General features: G+C 65.9%; 12 protein-coding genes and 1 pseudogene. 7 read left to right on the top strand and 6 right to left on the bottom strand.

What is annotated here, in order from left to right; all coding sequences use genetic code 11:
- The first annotated feature begins 70 nt into the window (after positions 1–70).
- Both guaB and guaA read left to right on the top strand, forming a co-directional pair.
- Positions 71–1,528 carry an IMP dehydrogenase gene (gene guaB, locus ACD584_RS15015; protein WP_076035680.1) on the top strand — a complete coding sequence of 486 codons (1,458 nt, stop codon included), beginning with the start codon at positions 71–73 and terminating at the stop codon, positions 1,526–1,528.
- A gap of 136 nt (positions 1,529–1,664) precedes the next feature.
- Positions 1,665–3,230: a glutamine-hydrolyzing GMP synthase gene (guaA, locus tag ACD584_RS15010; RefSeq protein ID WP_070691377.1), complete on the top strand. Its 1,566-nt coding sequence runs from the start codon at positions 1,665–1,667 to the stop codon at positions 3,228–3,230.
- A gap of 155 nt (positions 3,231–3,385) precedes the next feature.
- Here guaA and ACD584_RS15005 read toward each other — a convergent pair whose 3' ends face one another.
- The 4 genes from ACD584_RS15005 to ACD584_RS14990 form a co-directional block, all read right to left on the bottom strand.
- Positions 3,386–4,006 carry a hypothetical protein gene (locus ACD584_RS15005; RefSeq protein WP_076035681.1) on the bottom strand — a complete coding sequence of 207 codons (621 nt, stop codon included), beginning with the start codon at positions 4,004–4,006 and terminating at the stop codon, positions 3,386–3,388.
- Between the two features lie 44 nt (positions 4,007–4,050).
- Entirely contained in the window at positions 4,051–5,178 is a 1,128-nt protein-coding gene (locus tag ACD584_RS15000) for a Cache 3/Cache 2 fusion domain-containing protein (protein ID WP_076035682.1), read from the bottom strand.
- A gap of 370 nt (positions 5,179–5,548) precedes the next feature.
- The gene (locus ACD584_RS14995; protein ID WP_011037326.1) at positions 5,549–6,190 is read right to left on the bottom strand and encodes a response regulator transcription factor; all 642 of its coding nucleotides are present in this window, start codon (positions 6,188–6,190) and stop codon (positions 5,549–5,551) included.
- Positions 6,183–9,281 carry a sensor histidine kinase gene (locus tag ACD584_RS14990; protein WP_076035683.1) on the bottom strand — a complete coding sequence of 1,033 codons (3,099 nt, stop codon included), beginning with the start codon at positions 9,279–9,281 and terminating at the stop codon, positions 6,183–6,185. The genes ACD584_RS14995 and ACD584_RS14990 overlap by 8 nt, the downstream gene beginning before the upstream one ends.
- Before the next feature lie 406 nt (positions 9,282–9,687).
- Between ACD584_RS14990 and ACD584_RS14985 the strand changes: the two genes are divergently transcribed.
- The 5 genes from ACD584_RS14985 to ACD584_RS14965 all read left to right on the top strand — a co-directional run bounded on the left by ACD584_RS14985 (position 9,688) and on the right by ACD584_RS14965 (position 14,965).
- The gene (locus ACD584_RS14985) at positions 9,688–10,155 is read left to right on the top strand and encodes a helix-turn-helix transcriptional regulator (protein WP_057672335.1); all 468 of its coding nucleotides are present in this window, start codon (positions 9,688–9,690) and stop codon (positions 10,153–10,155) included.
- Positions 10,152–10,808, top strand: a complete 657-nt coding sequence (locus ACD584_RS14980; protein ID WP_042599234.1) for a hydrolase — start codon at positions 10,152–10,154, stop codon at positions 10,806–10,808. The genes ACD584_RS14985 and ACD584_RS14980 overlap by 4 nt, the downstream gene beginning before the upstream one ends.
- Positions 10,805–11,242 carry a DoxX family protein gene (locus ACD584_RS14975; RefSeq protein ID WP_076035684.1) on the top strand — a complete coding sequence of 146 codons (438 nt, stop codon included), beginning with the start codon at positions 10,805–10,807 and terminating at the stop codon, positions 11,240–11,242. The genes ACD584_RS14980 and ACD584_RS14975 overlap by 4 nt, the downstream gene beginning before the upstream one ends.
- A 113-nt stretch (positions 11,243–11,355) precedes the next feature.
- Positions 11,356–13,197 (top strand): amidohydrolase, encoded by a 1,842-nt coding sequence (locus tag ACD584_RS14970; RefSeq protein ID WP_175611782.1) that lies wholly within the window; start codon positions 11,356–11,358, stop codon positions 13,195–13,197.
- Between the two features lie 136 nt (positions 13,198–13,333).
- The gene (locus ACD584_RS14965) at positions 13,334–14,965 is read left to right on the top strand and encodes an MFS transporter (protein ID WP_076035686.1); all 1,632 of its coding nucleotides are present in this window, start codon (positions 13,334–13,336) and stop codon (positions 14,963–14,965) included.
- Between the two features lie 534 nt (positions 14,966–15,499).
- Here the strand turns inward: ACD584_RS14965 and ACD584_RS14960 are convergent.
- Positions 15,500–15,643, bottom strand: a pseudogene (locus ACD584_RS14960) (AcrB/AcrD/AcrF family protein); the annotation flags it as partial.
- 133 nt (positions 15,644–15,776) lie between these two features.
- Entirely contained in the window at positions 15,777–16,601 is an 825-nt protein-coding gene (locus ACD584_RS14955) for an alpha/beta fold hydrolase (protein WP_076035687.1), read from the bottom strand.
- Positions 16,602–16,974: the final 373 nt, after the last annotated feature.

The raw sequence follows: 16,974 nt of genomic DNA, 5'->3' as shown, positions 1-16,974 counted from the left end.
CAGCTGCCGCAGTGTCTTCGCGGCCGCTTTCAGGGTAAAATGTCGCGCTTCCCCAAACTCGGGTCCGCCGATGCTCCGCATCCAGGCTGAAGCTCTTACCTACGACGACGTCTCGCTCGTCCCCGCGCATTCCATTGTCCTGCCAAAGGACGTCAGCCTTGAAACTCGGCTGACACGCGACCTGCGCCTCAAACTGCCGATCTTGTCCGCGGCCATGGATACGGTGACCGAACACCGTTTGGCGGTGGCGATGGCCCAGCTGGGCGGCATCGGCATCATCCATAAGAACCTGACCCCGGCGCAGCAGGCGGCCGAGGTGGCCAAGGTCAAGAAGTTCGAGTCCGGCGTGATCACCGAGCCGTTTACGGTGAGCCCGGACACCACCATCGGCGAAGTGATCGCGCTGACCCGCGCGCGCAACATTTCCGGCGTGCCGGTGGTGGATGGCAGCGAACTGGTTGGCATCGTCACCAGCCGCGACATGCGCTTCGAAAAGAAGCTCGACGATCCGGTCCGCCACATCATGACCAAGAAGGATCGCCTGATCACTGTGCGCGAAGGCGCCAGCGATGAGGAAGTGCTCGAGCTGCTGCATCGCAACCGCATCGAAAAGATCCTGGTGGTCAACGACAGCTTCGAGCTGCGCGGGCTGATCACGGTCAAGGACATCCAGAAGAAGACCGATAACCCCAACGCCGCCAAGGACGACGCCAAGCGCTTGCTGGTGGGCGCGGCGGTGGGTGTGGGCGGCGATACCGAACAACGTATCGAACTGCTCGCTGCTGCGGGCGTGGACGTGGTGATCGTCGATACCGCGCATGGCCATTCGCAGGGCGTGATCGACCGCGTGGCTTGGGTCAAGAAAACCTATCCGCACCTGCAGGTGATCGGCGGCAATATCGTCACTGGCGATGCTGCGCTGGCGCTGATGGATGCCGGCGCCGACGCGGTCAAGGTCGGCGTGGGCCCGGGGTCGATCTGCACCACACGTGTGGTGGCCGGTGTGGGTGTGCCGCAGATCACCGCGGTGGACATGGTGGCCGAAGCACTGCAGGACCGCATCCCGCTGATTGCCGATGGCGGTATCCGTTACTCCGGCGATATCGGCAAGGCGCTGGTGGCCGGCGCGTCCACGGTGATGGTCGGCGGCTTGCTGGCCGGCACCGAAGAAGCACCCGGCGAAGTCGAGTTGTTCCAGGGGCGCAGCTACAAGAGCTACCGCGGCATGGGCAGCCTGGGCGCGATGGAGAAGGGGTCCAAGGACCGCTATTTCCAGGACGCTTCCGACGCCGACAAGCTGGTGCCCGAAGGCATCGAGGGCCGGGTGCCGTATCGCGGCCCGGTGGGCGGCATCATCCATCAGCTGATCGGTGGCCTGCGCGCGACCATGGGCTACGTTGGCTGCGCCACGGTCGAGGAAATGCGCACAAAGCCGAAGTTCGTCAAGATCACCGGCGCCGGTCAACGCGAAAGCCATGTGCACGACGTGCAGATCACCAAAGAGCCGCCGAACTATCGCGCTGGCTAAACCAGCGCGCGGGAATGGGGAATCGCGCATCGGGAATCGTAAGAGCCCGCCGCTTCCTCGTCCGACAGCGGCTGGCGCCGCGTTTGCTGTTGCGATTCTCCAATCCCGATTCCCGATTCCCGATTCCCGGCTCTCAATGACCAACATCCATAACGACAAGATCCTCATCCTCGATTTCGGCGCGCAGTACACCCAGCTGATCGCGCGACGTATTCGCGAAATTGGCGTGTACTGCGAGATCTGGGCCTGGGATCACGATCCTTCCGAAATCGCCGGGTTCGGTGCCAAGGGCATCATCCTGTCGGGCGGGCCGGAGTCGACCACCTTGCCGGGTGCGCCGGTTGCGCCGCAGGAAGTGTTCGACAGCGGTTTGCCGGTGTTCGGTATTTGCTACGGCATGCAGACACTGGCTGCGCAGTTGGGCGGCGCCACCGAGGCGGCCGATCAGCGCGAGTTCGGTCATGCCGAAGTCGATGTAGTGGCGGCCGATGCACTGTTCTCTGGCTTGACCGACCACGCCGGTGCTTCGCGCCTGAATGTATGGATGAGCCACGGCGACCACGTGTCGCAGGTGCCGCCGGGCTTCACGATTACTGCCGTGACCGACCGTATTCCGGTGGCGGCGATGTCCAACGAAGACAAGCGCTGGTACGGCGTGCAGTTCCACCCGGAAGTGACGCATACGCTGCAGGGCCAGACCTTGCTGCGGCGCTTCGTGGTGGACGTGTGTGGCTGCCAGACGCTGTGGACCGCGGCCAACATCATCGATGACCAGATTGCGCGCGTGCGCGAGCAGGTGGGCGACGATGAAGTGATTCTGGGGTTGTCCGGCGGTGTGGATTCGTCGGTGGTCGCGGCGCTGCTGCACAAGGCGATCGGTGACAAGCTGACCTGCGTGTTCGTCGACACCGGCCTGCTGCGTTGGCAGGAAGGCGACCAGGTGATGGCGATGTTTGCCGAGCACATGGGCGTCAAGGTGATCCGCGTCAATGCGGCCGACCGCTACTTCACCAAGCTCGAAGGCGTGAGCGACCCGGAAGCCAAGCGCAAGATCATCGGCAACCTGTTCGTGGATATCTTTGACGAAGAATCCAACAAGCTGGCCAATGCCAAGTGGCTGGCGCAGGGCACGATTTATCCGGACGTGATCGAGTCGGCCGGCAGCAAGACCGGCAAGGCGCACGTGATCAAGAGCCACCACAACGTGGGTGGCCTGCCTGAGCACATGAAGCTGGGCCTGGTCGAGCCGTTGCGCGAATTGTTCAAGGACGAAGTGCGTCGTCTCGGCGTCGAGCTCGGCCTGCCGCGCACGATGGTGTATCGCCATCCGTTCCCGGGCCCGGGCCTGGGTGTGCGCATCCTGGGCGAGGTGAAGCGCGAATACGCCGAGCTGCTGGCCAAGGCCGATGCGATCTTCATCGACGAACTGCGCAAGGCCGATCTGTACGACAAGACCAGCCAGGCATTCGCGGTATTCCTGCCGGTGAAGTCAGTGGGGGTGGTGGGCGATGCGCGCGCCTACGAATGGGTGATCGCACTGCGCGCGGTGGAAACCATCGACTTCATGACCGCGCATTGGGCGCACCTGCCATACGACTTCCTCGGCACGGTGAGCAACCGCATCATCAACGAACTGCGCGGCGTCTCGCGCGTGGTCTACGACATCTCCGGTAAACCGCCTGCGACGATTGAGTGGGAGTGAGTTGGTTCTGCTCGCGAGATCGAACGAAAAGGGCGCCGCAAGGCGCCTTTTTTATGTCTGTCAGTTCCATCGCTGGCAATCAGGCCGCACGATGCCGCCGCAAAAAAAAGCCGCGCACTGCGCGGCTTGTTGCAGGGTTACGTTGAACGCGGGCGTCAACGCACCTTGGCCAGTGCCACGCGGGCGTCGGTCATGAACTTTTGCGCTTCCTGCGGCGTGGCCAGGTTGGCGGCGAGCTGGCTGAGCACCTGTTCGATGTCGCTGGAGGCATCCCAGGCTTCGTCGCACAACATGCCGGCGATCGGTCCGAGGTAATTCAGCGCGACGCGTTCCAGTGCCTGGCGGACCGCGTCGTCCGGGACTGCGCCGTTGCCGACGGATGCCGGTGCGGACGTTGCCAGGGGTGTCGCAGGTGCCGGCGCCGGAGCGGCGGCAACCGGTGCACGCACCGGGGCGGGTGCACCGCCCAGGTCCTGTTCGAAGCCGCCCATCAGCCATTGCCGCGAGTCCTCGCTGAGCAGCGAAGGCTTGCCCATGCCGGCGCCGGGGTCGACCTGGAAACGGGCCTTGGCGGCGCCGACCATGGTGAGGCGTTGCACAGCCTCATCATTGCGCAGCATGCGGAACACCACTTCTTCGATCTGCCCCGCATTGATGCGGATGATGCAGGAGTGGTTCTCCTCGGTGACGACGAACAGAAAGCCGGACGCCTTCTTCAGCGCCAGCGCCTTGAGCTCGCGCAGGACCTCGATCAGCGGACGGAATTCAGTGGACATGGCGTCTTCCTTGCATCATCTGGTGCGGAGTTATACAGCACGGCTCAGCGCTTGCTGAGGCGTTCCATGGCCAACCGAACGCTGTTGGACAGGCGGGAAATGGCGCGCGCCAGGGTACCGATTTCATCCTTGAGGTTGACCTCGGCAATGGTGTGGTTCCACTTGCCCAGGCTCAGTTCTTCGGCAACGGTGGTCAAGTGCTGGATGGGCCGCAACACGCGATTCCAGATCAAGGCCCACTGCAAGCCGAGCAACAGCGCGCAGACCAGCAGGCCGATGCCGGCGATCCACAGCGACTGGCGCACGATGACGCCGTTGACGTCGCTCTTGGGGTAGGCCGAGACGAGCGTGAAGCCCCAGTCCGGCACTTCCTGCTTGGTGACGACCCAATCGTTCGGGCTTTCCTTGACGATCCGCTCGATGGTGGCGGTGTCGGTGGTGGCGCCGGTGGTGGACTGGAAGCGCAGCGTGTTCTTGCTGTCGAAGATGGCGATGAAGCCCGAGTCGAGCACGCGACGGCTGCTGACCACGTTTTCCAGGGCCTGGGTGTCGGCCTTGTAACCGACGTACCAGGCACCGATGACGCGCTTGTCGTTGCCGGCAAAGATCGGCTCGTAACCGGTGACATACGGGTTGCCGAGGATGTCGACCACGCCGTAGAAGCTTTCGCCGTTGCGCAGCTTGGCGGCGGCCTGGCCGGTGGGATCGAGTACGGTGCCGATGGCGCGGCTGCCGTCGTCCTTCTTGACGTTGGTGGAGATGCGCACGAAGTCGTCACCGGTGCGCGAGAACAGCGTTGCGGTGCCTTCGTGGATCGCGGTGACGTCGTCGAGCATGTCGAACACGTTGGCCTGCGACTTCTGGCCCAGCAACAGGTCGTTGGCGTTGCGGTCGGCCACGCGGACGTCATTGCCCACGCTGGGCGCGCCCTGGGCGTTGGCTTCCTTGCGCAGCTGGCGCATGGAGGAATTGACGCGATCGAGCATCATCGCGCGGGTGACCGAGAACAGGGTCTGCAGGGAGACCGACTGGCGCTCGATGGCGTCTGCGGTTTCCGATTTGACCCGGTTGGCCTCGGTAATGGCCAGAATGACCGTCAGTGCCACCACCACGACCAGCACCAAGGCCAGCACCGGCAACAGCAGGCGCACCCGCAAAGAGTGACGAAGCATCGCAATTCCCCTGAACGCGTTTAAATGATTGAGTCGAGCACCGCCGCAGCACGGTGCGGCGGTCGGACGTAGCCGTTATCGGCTGCCGGACAAGATGCTGAAGCGGCTCCCCGAGCCGCTGGCGGTGCATACGATAGCCGAAGCCGATCGGTTTGGCAGCGCCGTGTCGCCGGCGGCTTCGCCTCGCGTTCAAGAATGGTCGAGCGCGTCGCACTCAGCGGGCGTGCGGTCGGCAAGGTGTGGTCTGTTGGCAGGGGCGCCAGGCGCGGATGAGGGTAGCTGGGCGCCGCTGCACTGTTTGCTGCCGCGTGCGCCGGCGCGGTGAGCGGGGCAGGCGGGCGGCGCCCGTCCGCCAGTGGCTGTGGCGCCCTCAGGTCTCCAGCGACAGGATCCCGCGACGCAGCGCAACGGTGACCGCGTGAGTGCGGTCGCGCACGCCGAGCTTGCACAGGATGTTCTTCATGTGCGCCTTGACGGTTTCTTCGGAGATGCCCAGCGCGTTGCCGATCTGCTTGTTGGAGCAGCCGGTGGCGACCAGGTTCAGCACCTCGGTCTCGCGTGCGGACAAGGCGTCGTCGAGCACGTGCGCGGCGATGTTCTCGGCCACCGAGGCGGGCACGTGGCGGCGTTGACCGCGGCGCACGTCGCGGATGGTGTCCACCAGTTCGCGCCGCAACGCGCTCTTGAGCAGATACCCGCAGGCACCGGCCTGCAGGGCGCGCACGGCACGCACATCGCCGGTATAGGTGGTCAGGACGATGACCTTGGCCATGGGATCGAGTTGGCGGATGCGCTGGATCGCCTGCACGCCGTCCACGCGTGGCATCTGCAGATCCATCAGCACCACGTCCGGGCGCAGGCGGGTGTAGTAGTCCACAGCCTGTTCGCCATCCTCGGCTTCGCCCACCACCTGCATGTCGCGCTCGGCGCCCAGCATGGCGCTCAATCCGTCACGCAACAGTGGGTGATCGTCCACCACCAGCACCGCGGTCGGTCGTGTCGTATCAGCCATGGGGAGTCTCCGTGGGTCGTGCGTTTTGAAAGGGCCAGCACCAGCGTTTGGGTGGTCGAGCGTACGCAGCGCGCGCGGGGACGACGATCTGCACTTCGGTTCCACTGCCGGGCCGCGACCACAGTTGCATCTGTGCCCCGATGCGCCGCGCGCGTTCCTGCATGCCGGTCAATCCCCAGTGCCCGGTGCGGGCGTGGCCGTGCAGTACGTCCGGCGTCAGGCCGCAGCCATCGTCGCGGATGCGCAGCACGAAGTCACGTGAACCGTAACGCAGTTCCAGGACGATCTTGTTTGCGCGGGCGTGCCGGTCGGCATTGCTCAGCGCTTCGCGCCCGAGCTGGAACAGTTCGTCGGCCACCAGCGCGCGCAAGACGAGCGGGCGTCCATTGACCAGCACGTCCAGGGTTGCGGTGGGGATCGGCATGGTGGTTTCGCGCGCCTGCTGCAACGCGCCGGCCAGATCGGTGCGCAGCGAGTGGGTGTCGCGTAAGCCGTTGACGCGGTCGCGCCCTTCGATGAGGGCGCGCTCGGCCAGTTCGACGGTCTTTTCCAGTTCCTGCCGGCGGGGGTCATCCCAGGCCAGCGAGCGGCTAGCGGTATGCAGCCGCAGGATCAGCCCCTGTGTGCCTTGCAACAGGGTGTCGTGCAGCTCGCGGGCGATGCGCTCGCGCTCGCGGTAGCGCTCTTCCAACCGCGCACGCAGGCGTCCGGCCACATGCCGGGTGCGCAAGCGCCACGCCACCGCCAGGGCCGCGACCACGGCCAGCACGCAGCACAGTTTGAATTGCCAGGTCTGCACGAACGCCGGTTCGATGGCGACGTCGAGGGCGTCGCCACGTGCATTCCACACGCCATCGTTGTTGGCGGCGGCCACCTCGAAGCGATAACGGCCAGGCGCCAGGTTGGTATAGAACGCCTCGGTGCGATTGCCGGCGTCCTGCCAGGCAGCGTCCACGCCATCCAGCCGGTAGCGGAAGCGCACGCGCTCGGGGCGGGTGAGGCTGACCGCTTCGTAGCCGATGCGCAGGCGGTCGCTCCACTTGGGCAGGCGCAGCGCGGCCTGCAGCGGATACGGACGATCGTTGGCGACCACCTCGGTGATGGCGACCGTGGGCGCGGTGGGATTGCGATAGGTCTGGCTGGGGTCGAGCCAGGCCAGGCCCTGGTTGGTGGCAAACCACAGCAGGCCATCGGCTGCGGCCAGCGCGCTGGGAACCGGCGTGGCCTGTTGGGCGATGCCGGGCAGGCCATCCATGGTGTCGTACAGGCGCAGCGATGGCGCCGGCAGGCCGGTCTGCACGCTCTGCGTCAACGCTTGCAGGCTCAGGTGCACCACGCCGCGATTGCCGTTCAACCAGACCCCGCCGGCGGCGTCCTGCACGATACCGGTGACCCCCTGCAGCAGCGGGCTGGCCTGGTCGGGCAAGGTGCGGAATCGGCCATCGGGTCCGAGCACGGCCACCGCCGCTTCGCCGGCCACCAGGGTCAGCGCGGGGCTGCTCCACAGGGCGGTGATCGGGCCGACCGACAAACCGTCCGCTGCGCTATAGCGGCGCACGCGATTGCCACGAAGCAAGCGCAGCTCCCCTTTGACGTCACCGATCCACAGTGCGCCATCGTGCGCACGCGCCAGCACCGAGCATGGGGTTTCCTGCACGCCGGCCAGCGGTTGCCAGCCGGTGCTGTCGTAGCGATACGGCCCACGCGCATCCGGGCACACCAGCGGCTGGCCCGTCGCATCGACCAGCAACGCACGTATTTCGCCGGGCGCAACGCCCAGCGGTAATGGGACTGGTTGCACAAGGCCGCCCTGCAGACGCAGCAGCGCGTGTTCGGCCAACACCCAACTGCGTAACGTGTTCGGCACAGCGAGCGTGCCGGCTGCACCGCCGTGCTGCATCCGATCGATGCGCAGGCGCGTCAGTGCGAGCAGGCGGTTGTCGCGCAATGCGGCAACCAGCGGCCCCGGCGCTGCGCCGCTGCGGCTGGTGAACATCTCCACCGCGGTGGCCGGGCCGGGCAGCAATGCGGCCAATGGCAACAGCGCGCGGTGGCGGAAGCGATTCAAGCCCAGGTTGGTGCCGACCCAGAGGTTGCCTTCGCGGTCTTCCAGCAACGGGCCGGCGGTTGCCGAGGTCAGGCCTTGCAGCGTGCCTACATGTTCCAGCACCGGCGCCAGCGCCAGCGGCGTGGCGATCCGGAACACACCACCGGCCGCGTAGTCCGTGCCCCACAGCGCGCCGTCGCGCATGAAGCGGATACGGCGCGCAAACAGCCCGGCAAAGCGCGGCTGCGCGCGTGTTGCGGCGGGAAGCAGCTGCCCGCGCGCGTCGGTCAATGCAAAGATTCCGCGATACGGGTCGGCGACCCAGACGCTGCCATCGGGGCTCTCGGCCATGGTGGTGAACGGGCCGACCGGCTGCCCGCTGGGTTCGAAGCGCTTGCCGCCTGCGGGCAGGCGCAGCAGCTGGGTGCCGTCGCTGACCCACAGCACGCCACGGCGGTCGCGCAGCAACCACTGTGCGCGTGCGGCCGGGTAGCCCCAGTCGGCACCGGCACGGTGCCAGCGCGTGCCATCGAACCAGCACAAGCCGCCATCGATTGCGGCCCAGAGGCGCCCGCTGCCATCGCGCTCCAGCTTGAACACCATGCCGCTGGGCAGGTCCTTGCCTGGTGCGAAGTGGGTGAGGTGACCGTCGGCGAGACGGTCGATCCCGGCACCGAAATACCCGATCCACGCGGTGTCGTCCGGTGCGAGTGTCAGCGCGGTCATGTTGTGCGATGCGTACGCCTCGCCATTGGGCGGCGGCACACGTGCGAAGCGGTCACCATCGAACTGGAACAAGCCAAAACCGGTCGCCAGCCACAACGGGCCGTTATCGGCCTGCGCGATATCCCAGATGTCGGCCGGTGCGCCGCGCTCGGTGCTCCAGGCGGTGTGGTGAAACTGCAGCACGCCGTCGCGTGTTGCGGCGATCCCGCTCGCCCATGCCGGTACACACAGCAGCAGCCAACAGCACGCCAGCGTGACCCACTGCGTAACGCGCAGGCGTAACGACGAAGCGGGGTAGCTGACGGGCTCATGCGGCATCGCAGCATTGTCGGACGAGATCGGGGGAAGCACCACCACCTCTTTCGGGGGAGGACGCGCACTGCGCAGTGGAGTAGGGCGGTGACGGCTTGCAACTCCCGCGGGCATGAGCGCACGCGGCACGGTTGGAGTATCGCGCAGTGCATGGGTGTGGTCGGCCGCGTCCGCTTGTTTGGCGTGGTGCGTGACCGATGAGTCTGGGCGGTGTGCCGCGCCGTGCGGCGTGGCCTGCACGCGGCTGCATCGGCGCTCCCTGCTGCGCGCGAACCGCGCCAACGCGTGTCGATCCTGCACACAGGTCACTGCGGCGGCCCCCCCGAAAGAGGGGGCGATTGACCTCACCATCTGGGGTGGGAGCGCGCACCTGCCCACCGCACCATGGCCGCACCCCCAACGGAGACGCCGCATGGCACGTGGCATTGCCGTCGACTGCCGCACCGCGCCCCACGCATGCAACGCACTTGAAGCACCGCGCATCCGTGCGGTGGCAAGAGCCATGCAGTACATCGACACGCATCTGTGCGAACCGATCACGGTGACCCATCTGGCCACGGCCGCGTGCATGAGCCGCTTCCATTTTGCGCGTGTGTTTCGCGACGTGGTCGGCGCCAGTCCGATGGAATATCTGCGCCGCCGCCGCATTGAGCGCGCACAGGCCTTGCTGCGCGAAGGCCGCCACAAGATCAGCCAGATCGCCAGCGAGCTGTGCTTCTTCGATCAAAGCCATTTCGTCCGCAGTTTCCGCCATGCCACCGGCTGCACGCCGGCGCGCTTTGCCGCGCAGACCGTCTGCACTACCGCACACAGCACGCCGGCCAGTGCGCCGCGGGCTGCCACGTCTTCCTTCTCACCACTCCTGGAGCACCACCGATGACCACCGCCACCGCCGTCCCCGGCAAGTCCCTGCTGTCGCCGAACGACCACGCCCTGATCCTGATCGACCACCAGTCGCAGATGGCGTTTGCCACCCACACCATCGACATCTCGGCCCTGCGCAACAACGTGGCGCTGATCGGCAAGGCCGCCAAGGGCTTCCAGGTGCCGGTGGTGCTCACCACGGTGGCGGAGAAGTCGTTCTCCGGCCCGCTGTTTCCAGAGCTGCCGGAGATCTTCGCCGGCGAGCCGGTGTTCGACCGCACCAGCATGAATGCCTGGGAAGACCAGGGCGTGATCGACCGCATCAACGCGATCGGCAAGCGCCGCCTGGTGATCGCCGGTTTGTGGACCAGCGTGTGCATCGTCGGGCCGACGTTGTCGGCGATCGAACAGGGCTTTGAGGTCTACGTGATCACCGATGCCTGCGGCGATGTCAGCGATGAAGCGCACGAGCGCGCCATTGCGCGAATGGTGCAGGCCGGCGCAGCACCGATCACCAGCGTGCAGTACCTGCTGGAACTGCAGCGCGATTGGGCGCGCAGCGACACCTACGACCTCACCACCGGCATCGCACGTGCGCATGCGGGCGGCTACGGCATCGGCATTCAATACGCCAAGACCATGTTCGGCGCGCAGGAAGGCGGACATTGAACAGCCACGCACCGGCACGCTCGCCGGGCCTGGACGCGGCGCTGTTGATGCTGCGGCTGGCTGGCGGCGGGTTTCTGCTGCCGCATGGCCTGGGCAAGTTGCTGGGCTGGTTCAACGGCCCCGGCCTTGCCGGTTTTGCTGCGGAATTGCAGCAGTTCGGGCTGCCAGCGACGGCGCCACTGCCGCTGCTGTTGGCGCTGGTGCAGAGCCTGTCTGGAGTGGCGGTGCTGATCGGGCTGTGGACGCGCGCCAGCGCGGCACTGGCCGCGGCGTTCATTGCCACCACCGTGGTGATTGCCATTCCCAAGGGCTGGTTCTGGATGCATGGCGGCATGGAATACCCGCTGATGTGGGCGCTGGTCTTGCTGGCGCTGGTCTGCGCCGGCGGTGGCGCGTGGTCGCTGGACGGCCTGCGTCGGCGGCACGCGTCATGAGTACGCCCACTGATTCCCACGATGCCGGCCGGCGCCAGCTGTTGCAGGGTGCCGCCGCCGGCCTTGCACTGGGCATTGCGCCTGCTGCGTTGACTGCCAACAGGACGCCTCCGATGGTCGATCTCATTCTCCGTAATGCACGTATCACCACGCTTGACCCGCGCCAACCCAGCGCCACTGCGCTGGCGGTGGCCGATGGCCGCATCGTGGCAGTGGGTGACGACGCGCAGATCATGGCCATGGCCAAGCAGGCGCGTGTCATCGATGCACAGCAGCGACGCGTGGTGCCCGGGCTCAACGACAGCCACACGCATCTCATTCGCGGCGGGTTGAACTACAACCTGGAGTTGCGCTGGGACGGCGTGCGCTCGCTGGCCGATGCCATGGCATTGCTCAAGGCGCAGGTCGACCGCACGCCGGCGCCGCAGTGGGTGCGCGTGGTCGGCGGTTTCACCGCGCATCAGTTCGTTGAAAAGCGCCTGCCGACCCTGGATGAAATCAACGCGATCGCGCCGGATACACCGGTGTTCCTGCTGCATCTGTACGACCGCGCCTTGCTCAATCGCGCGGCGTTGCGTGCATGTGGTTACGACAAGACCACGCCGGATCCGCCAGGTGGCCGCATCGAGCGCGACAAGCTCGGCAATCCCACCGGCCTGCTGCTGGCCAAGCCGAATGCGCTGATCCTGTATGCCAGCCTGGCGAAAGGGCCGCGGCTGCCGATCGAATACCAGGCCAACTCCACGCGCCACTTCATGCGCGAGCTCAACCGCCTGGGCATCACCTCGGTCATCGACGCCGGTGGCGGGTTCCAGAACTATCCGGAGGACTATCAGGTCATCGAGCAGTTGCATGCGGCCGGGCAGTTGAGCGTGCGCATCGCCTACAACCTGTTTACCCAGAACAAGGGCAAGGAAGTTGCCGATTTCCGGGGTTGGACCGAGGTGTTGCCGGTCCGCAAGGGCGACGATCTGCTGCGCCACAACGGTGCCGGCGAAATGCTGGTGTTCTCGGCGGCCGACTTCGAGCAGTTCAGTGAGCCGCGCCCCGAGCTTGCGCCGGAGATGGAACCGGAACTGGAGCAGGTGGTGCGCCTGCTGGTGGAAAAACGCTGGCCGTTCCGTATCCACGCCACCTATGACGAAAGCATCGCGCGCATTCTCGATGTCTACGAGCGTGTCAACGCGGACATGCCGTTCGATGGCCTGCACTGGTTCATCGATCACGCCGAAACCATCACGCCACGCAACATCGATCGGATCCGCGCGTTGAACGGCGGCATCGCGGTGCAGCACCGCATGGCCTATCAGGGCGAAGCCTTCGTACAGCGCTACGGCGTGCAGGCTGCGCGCCATACGCCGCCAGTGCGGCGCATGTTGGCGGCCGGTGTGCCGGTGGGCGCGGGCACCGATGCCACGCGCGTGGCCAGCTACAACCCGTGGGTGGCGCTGTCGTGGCTGGTCACCGGCCGCACCGTCGGCGGGCTGGCACTGTATGGCGACGAGAACCTGCTCGAACGCGAACAGGCCTTGCGCTTGTGGACGCAGGGCAGTGCCTGGTTCTCCGGTGATGAAGACAAGAAGGGCACCTTGGCGCCTGGTCAGTTGGCCGATTTCATCGTGTTGTCGGATGACTATTTCCGCGTCGACGATGCCGCCATCGCCGATATCACCAGCGTGCTGACCGTGTTGGGCGGTGCCGTGGTGCACGGTGACGGCGACTTCGCTGCACTGGCGCCCAGCCTGCCGCCGGCAATGCCGGAATGGTCGCCGGTCAACCGTTTTGGCGGCTATCACGTGGGCGGTGCGGTGAGCGGGCTGGCCAGCGTGGCGCATGCGCATGGCCCTGGCTGCCGCACCCACGGCGCACATGGGCATGCCGCCCACCATGCCGCACCCAGCGACGATCTGCGCGGCTTCTGGGGGGCATTGGGATGCGCATGTTTCGCGTTTTAAGGCCGCAGCAGCGCCTGGCTGCGGCGAGAGGTCAGCGCAGCGTTGCAGCGCAGGTCTGCAACCTTGAGAAGGCGTGTGCAGTGTCCGTCGCGCGCACCTGGCAGGATCGCGCGTTTTTCCGTTCTGGAGTGTGGCAATGACAACCGCTTCGATCCCACCGGCTGACGCCGGTGCCTGGGCACCGCTGCGCCAACCGATCTTCCGTGCCCTGTGGCTCGCCATCCTAGGCAGCAACATCGGCACCTGGATCAACGATGTGGCCGCCTCCTGGGTGATGGCCGAACAGACCGGTTCGCCGCTGATGGTGGCGGCGGTGCAGTCGGCCACCACCTTGCCGGTGGTGTTGTTCGCACTCGCCGCCGGCACCTTGGCCGACATCGTCGACCGCCGCCGCTATCTCATGCTCACCCAGGGCTGGATGCTGCTGGTGGCCGCGTCGCTGGCGCTGCTGTCGCACCTGCAGTTGCTCACCCCGTGGGTACTGGTCGCGCTGACCTTCGCCATGGGCATGGGCGCGGCGATGGCAATGCCGGCGCAAGCGGCGATCGTCTCGGAGTTGGTGCCGCGCCCGTTGCTGGCCTCGGCAGTGGCTCTCAACTCGATCGGCATGAATATCGCGCGGTCGATCGGGCCGGCAATCGGCGGCTTGATCGTGGCGCAGTTCGGCCCGCCATGGGCCTTCCTGCTCAATGGGCTCACCTTCGGCTTGATGATGTGGGTGCTGTGGCGCTGGCGTCGCGAGACGCAGGCATCCGCATTGCCGCCGGAGAGCTTTGGTGCGGGCCTGCGTGCCGGTCTGCGCTATGCGGCGCGCGCCGGGCGTCTGCAGGCGGTGTTGATCAAGGCGGCCGGCTTCTTCCTGTTCGCCAGCGCGCTGACTGCTTTGTTGCCGCTGGTGGTCCGCCGCGACATGCAGCTGGGCGCGGGCAGTTACGGTCTGTTGCTGGGCTGCATCGGCATTGGCGCGATCAGTGGTGCGCTGGTATTGCCGCGCTTGCGTGCACGCTATGACCGCGACCTGCTGGTGTTCGTCGCCACGTTGATCTGCGCAGCCTCGCTGCTGGGGTTGGCGCTCTCGCGCCAGATTGGCGTGTTGTGTGTGGTGATGGTGGTCAACGGCCTGGCCTGGATCACCGTGTTGTCGTCGCTGCAGATCGCTGCGCAAACCTCGGTACCGGCCTGGGTGCGCGCCCGTGCGCTGTCGCTGTATATCGTGGTGTTCTCGCTCGGCATGGCCAGCGGTTCGTTGTTGTGGGGTGCGCTGGCGCAACGCACGTCGATCGCGATCGCACTGCAGATTGCCGCGGCCGGTGCAGTGATTGCCGCACTGCTGGTCAAGCGCGCACGCATTGCCGGTACCGAGCAGCTCGATCTCGCACCGGCGGGCCACTGGCCCGTACCGGCGCAGGCCGATGGTGTCGAACACGACCGTGGCCCGGTGCTGGTGACCGTGGAATACCGCATCGCCGATGACGCACGTGCAGAGTTTGTGCGCCTGGTGACACAGCTGGGCAGTGCACGCCGCCGCGACGGCGCGGTGGTGTGGGGCGTGGCCGAGGACGCCGCCACGCCCGGCGTGCAGCTGGAATACTTCATCGTGGCCTCGTGGCTGGAACACCTGCGTCAGCACGAGCGCGTAACCGGCGACGACCGCCAGCTGCAGGAGCAGATTCGTGCCCTGCATCAGGGCGAGCGCGCACCGCTCGTGCGCCACTTTGTGGGCGGCGGTGGTGCGGCGGTGCCGCCGCATACGCATTCGGATATTTGATCCGCAGGCGACTGGAGTCTGTTTGCCGGGCTTGTTAGCCGCGCGGCGAATGCAGATCGCAAAACGTGCAACGGGCGCCTGGTAGGGGCGCCCGTTGTGTTTTGTCGGATGTGTGCTGCTACCGAGCACGGTCACGCTCAGGCGATCTTAGATCAATGACGTGCACGCGAGAAAAGCGTGCTTTGCAGCGCGATATGGCGCCGTCAGGCCATTGCGTTCTGGTGCGTGTGGCCTGCGCCTTGTGGGCGAATCGCAGGTGGGCACACTGTCAGTCCGGCGCGGACGGAGTTGCCTCGCAGGCCGGCTACCGGCATCTGGACGAGGTGATAGCCTGATTGGGATCATCTCGGATTGCTGAGTTGCAAGTGAGCGCGTGATCCAGGGTGTGCGCTGATGCTCGATCATGCCGCTGGTACAGGTATGCGTAATCAATATGCCGATTCCGGCAAAGGCAGGGCAGAGGCTGAAGCAACCGCGATGTCCCAGCGCCTGCATTCTTCGCCACCAGAACCCAGATTGGCCTGCAACCAAACGGTAGCGCGGCGTGTCGTACATCGCGGCGTGGCAGCCTTCGATCTTCTTCAGATCCAGCAGCAGCTTGACGCCCAGATACGGCGTAAACACCACCGCCACCACCCACGAGGCGATCAACACAATGCCGACGATCCAGAACAGGCGATTGGTTACCTGCCTATCTAATCCAAAGCGCATGCTCTGCTGCCGCGATGGCAGTGATCCAGACCAAGTGCCCCAAGAGGATCCATAAAAAAAGCCGGCTCTCGCGAGCCGGCTTTTCACGCAATCAACTGGATCACGCCTTGGCGAAGGCCAGCAGATCCTTGTTGAACTGGTCGGCGTGGGTCACCGGCAGTCCGTGCGGCGCACCGGCGTAGATCTTCAGCTCGGCGTTCTTGATGATCTTGGCCGACAGCTTGCCCGATGCATCGATCGGCACGATCTGATCGTCGTCGCCATGCACGACCAGCGCCGGCACATCGATCTTCTTCAGGTCAGCGGTGTAATCCACTTCCGAGAATTCCTTGATGCAGTCGTACTGGCCCTTGTGCCCGCCCAGCATGCCCTGCAGCCAGAACGAATCGCGCATGCCCTGGGTGACTTTATTGCCGTCGCGGTTGGCACCGAAAAACGGGGTGGTCAGGTCCTGGTAGAACTGCGAACGGTCCTTGGCAACACCTTCGCGGATGCCGTCGAATACGCTGATCGGCAGGCCGCCCGGGTTGGTCGGGCTCTTGACCATCTGCGGCGGCACCGCGCCCACCAGCACCACCTTGGCCACGCGCTTGCTGCCATGGCGGCCGACGTAATGCGCCACTTCGCCACCGCCTGTGGAATGGCCCACCAGGATGGCGTCCTTCAGATCCAGCGCCTCGATCACCGCGGCCAGATCATCGGCGTAAGTGTCCATGTCGTTACCGTCCCAGGTCTGGCTGGAACGGCCGTGGCTGCGGCGGTCATGTGCAATGACGCGGAAGCCGTTCTGACCCATGAACAGCATCTGCGCATCCCAGGCATCGGCGCTGAGCGGCCAGCCATGCGAGAACACGACGGGCTGGCCCTTGCCCCAGTCCTTGTAGAAGATCTTGGCGCTATCGGGGCGGGTGACAAAGTTCGACATCGGTGTAGCTCCGTGAGAGGTGGGATGGGTCGGGGAAATGGATGACGCACGCGCGGGAGTTGCCGCACTGGCGAAGGCGGGCAGCGACAACGCTGCCACCGCGACCGTGCCGGCAACGAGAAAATTGCGTCGCCCGGAATCGGCCGGAGACGGCTCGAACGGATGCATGGAAACTCCTTGGTGGGGAAGCGCACCGGTTGCGCCAACGGCTGAGTTCGCCACTGCGACCAGGAAGACGATTGCGGGTAGGCGGCAGGCCGCCGGCGCCGATGCTGCCGCCAGTAAAGCGTGCGCGCGGCGCGCGAGATTGCATCGGCGTGCGCACTGGCGTGGCTGCATCTCGCGACAGGCTGCATCTCGATGCGTTGGACCG

This window comes from Xanthomonas sp. NCPPB 2922, from assembly GCF_041520885.1.
In the GTDB taxonomy this organism is placed as follows: Bacteria; Pseudomonadota; Gammaproteobacteria; order Xanthomonadales; family Xanthomonadaceae; genus Xanthomonas; species Xanthomonas campestris.
This window is presented reverse-complemented; position numbering and strand designations above follow the sequence as displayed.

Bases quoted from the DNA above. Each gene is read 5' to 3' on its own strand.
- guaB (WP_076035680.1), top strand. From the start codon at position 71: ATGCTCCGCATCCAGGCTGAAGCTCTTACCTACGACGACGTCTCGCTC.
- guaA (WP_070691377.1), top strand. From the start codon at position 1,665: ATGACCAACATCCATAACGACAAGATCCTCATCCTCGATTTCGGCGCG.
- ACD584_RS15005 (WP_076035681.1), bottom strand. From the start codon at position 4,006: ATGTCCACTGAATTCCGTCCGCTGATCGAGGTCCTGCGCGAGCTCAAG.
- ACD584_RS15000 (WP_076035682.1), bottom strand. From the start codon at position 5,178: ATGCTTCGTCACTCTTTGCGGGTGCGCCTGCTGTTGCCGGTGCTGGCC.
- ACD584_RS14995 (WP_011037326.1), bottom strand. From the start codon at position 6,190: ATGGCTGATACGACACGACCGACCGCGGTGCTGGTGGTGGACGATCAC.
- ACD584_RS14990 (WP_076035683.1), bottom strand. From the start codon at position 9,281: ATGCCGCATGAGCCCGTCAGCTACCCCGCTTCGTCGTTACGCCTGCGC.
- ACD584_RS14985 (WP_057672335.1), top strand. From the start codon at position 9,688: ATGGCACGTGGCATTGCCGTCGACTGCCGCACCGCGCCCCACGCATGC.
- ACD584_RS14980 (WP_042599234.1), top strand. From the start codon at position 10,152: ATGACCACCGCCACCGCCGTCCCCGGCAAGTCCCTGCTGTCGCCGAAC.
- ACD584_RS14970 (WP_175611782.1), top strand. From the start codon at position 11,356: ATGGTCGATCTCATTCTCCGTAATGCACGTATCACCACGCTTGACCCG.
- ACD584_RS14965 (WP_076035686.1), top strand. From the start codon at position 13,334: ATGACAACCGCTTCGATCCCACCGGCTGACGCCGGTGCCTGGGCACCG.
- ACD584_RS14955 (WP_076035687.1), bottom strand. From the start codon at position 16,601: ATGTCGAACTTTGTCACCCGCCCCGATAGCGCCAAGATCTTCTACAAG.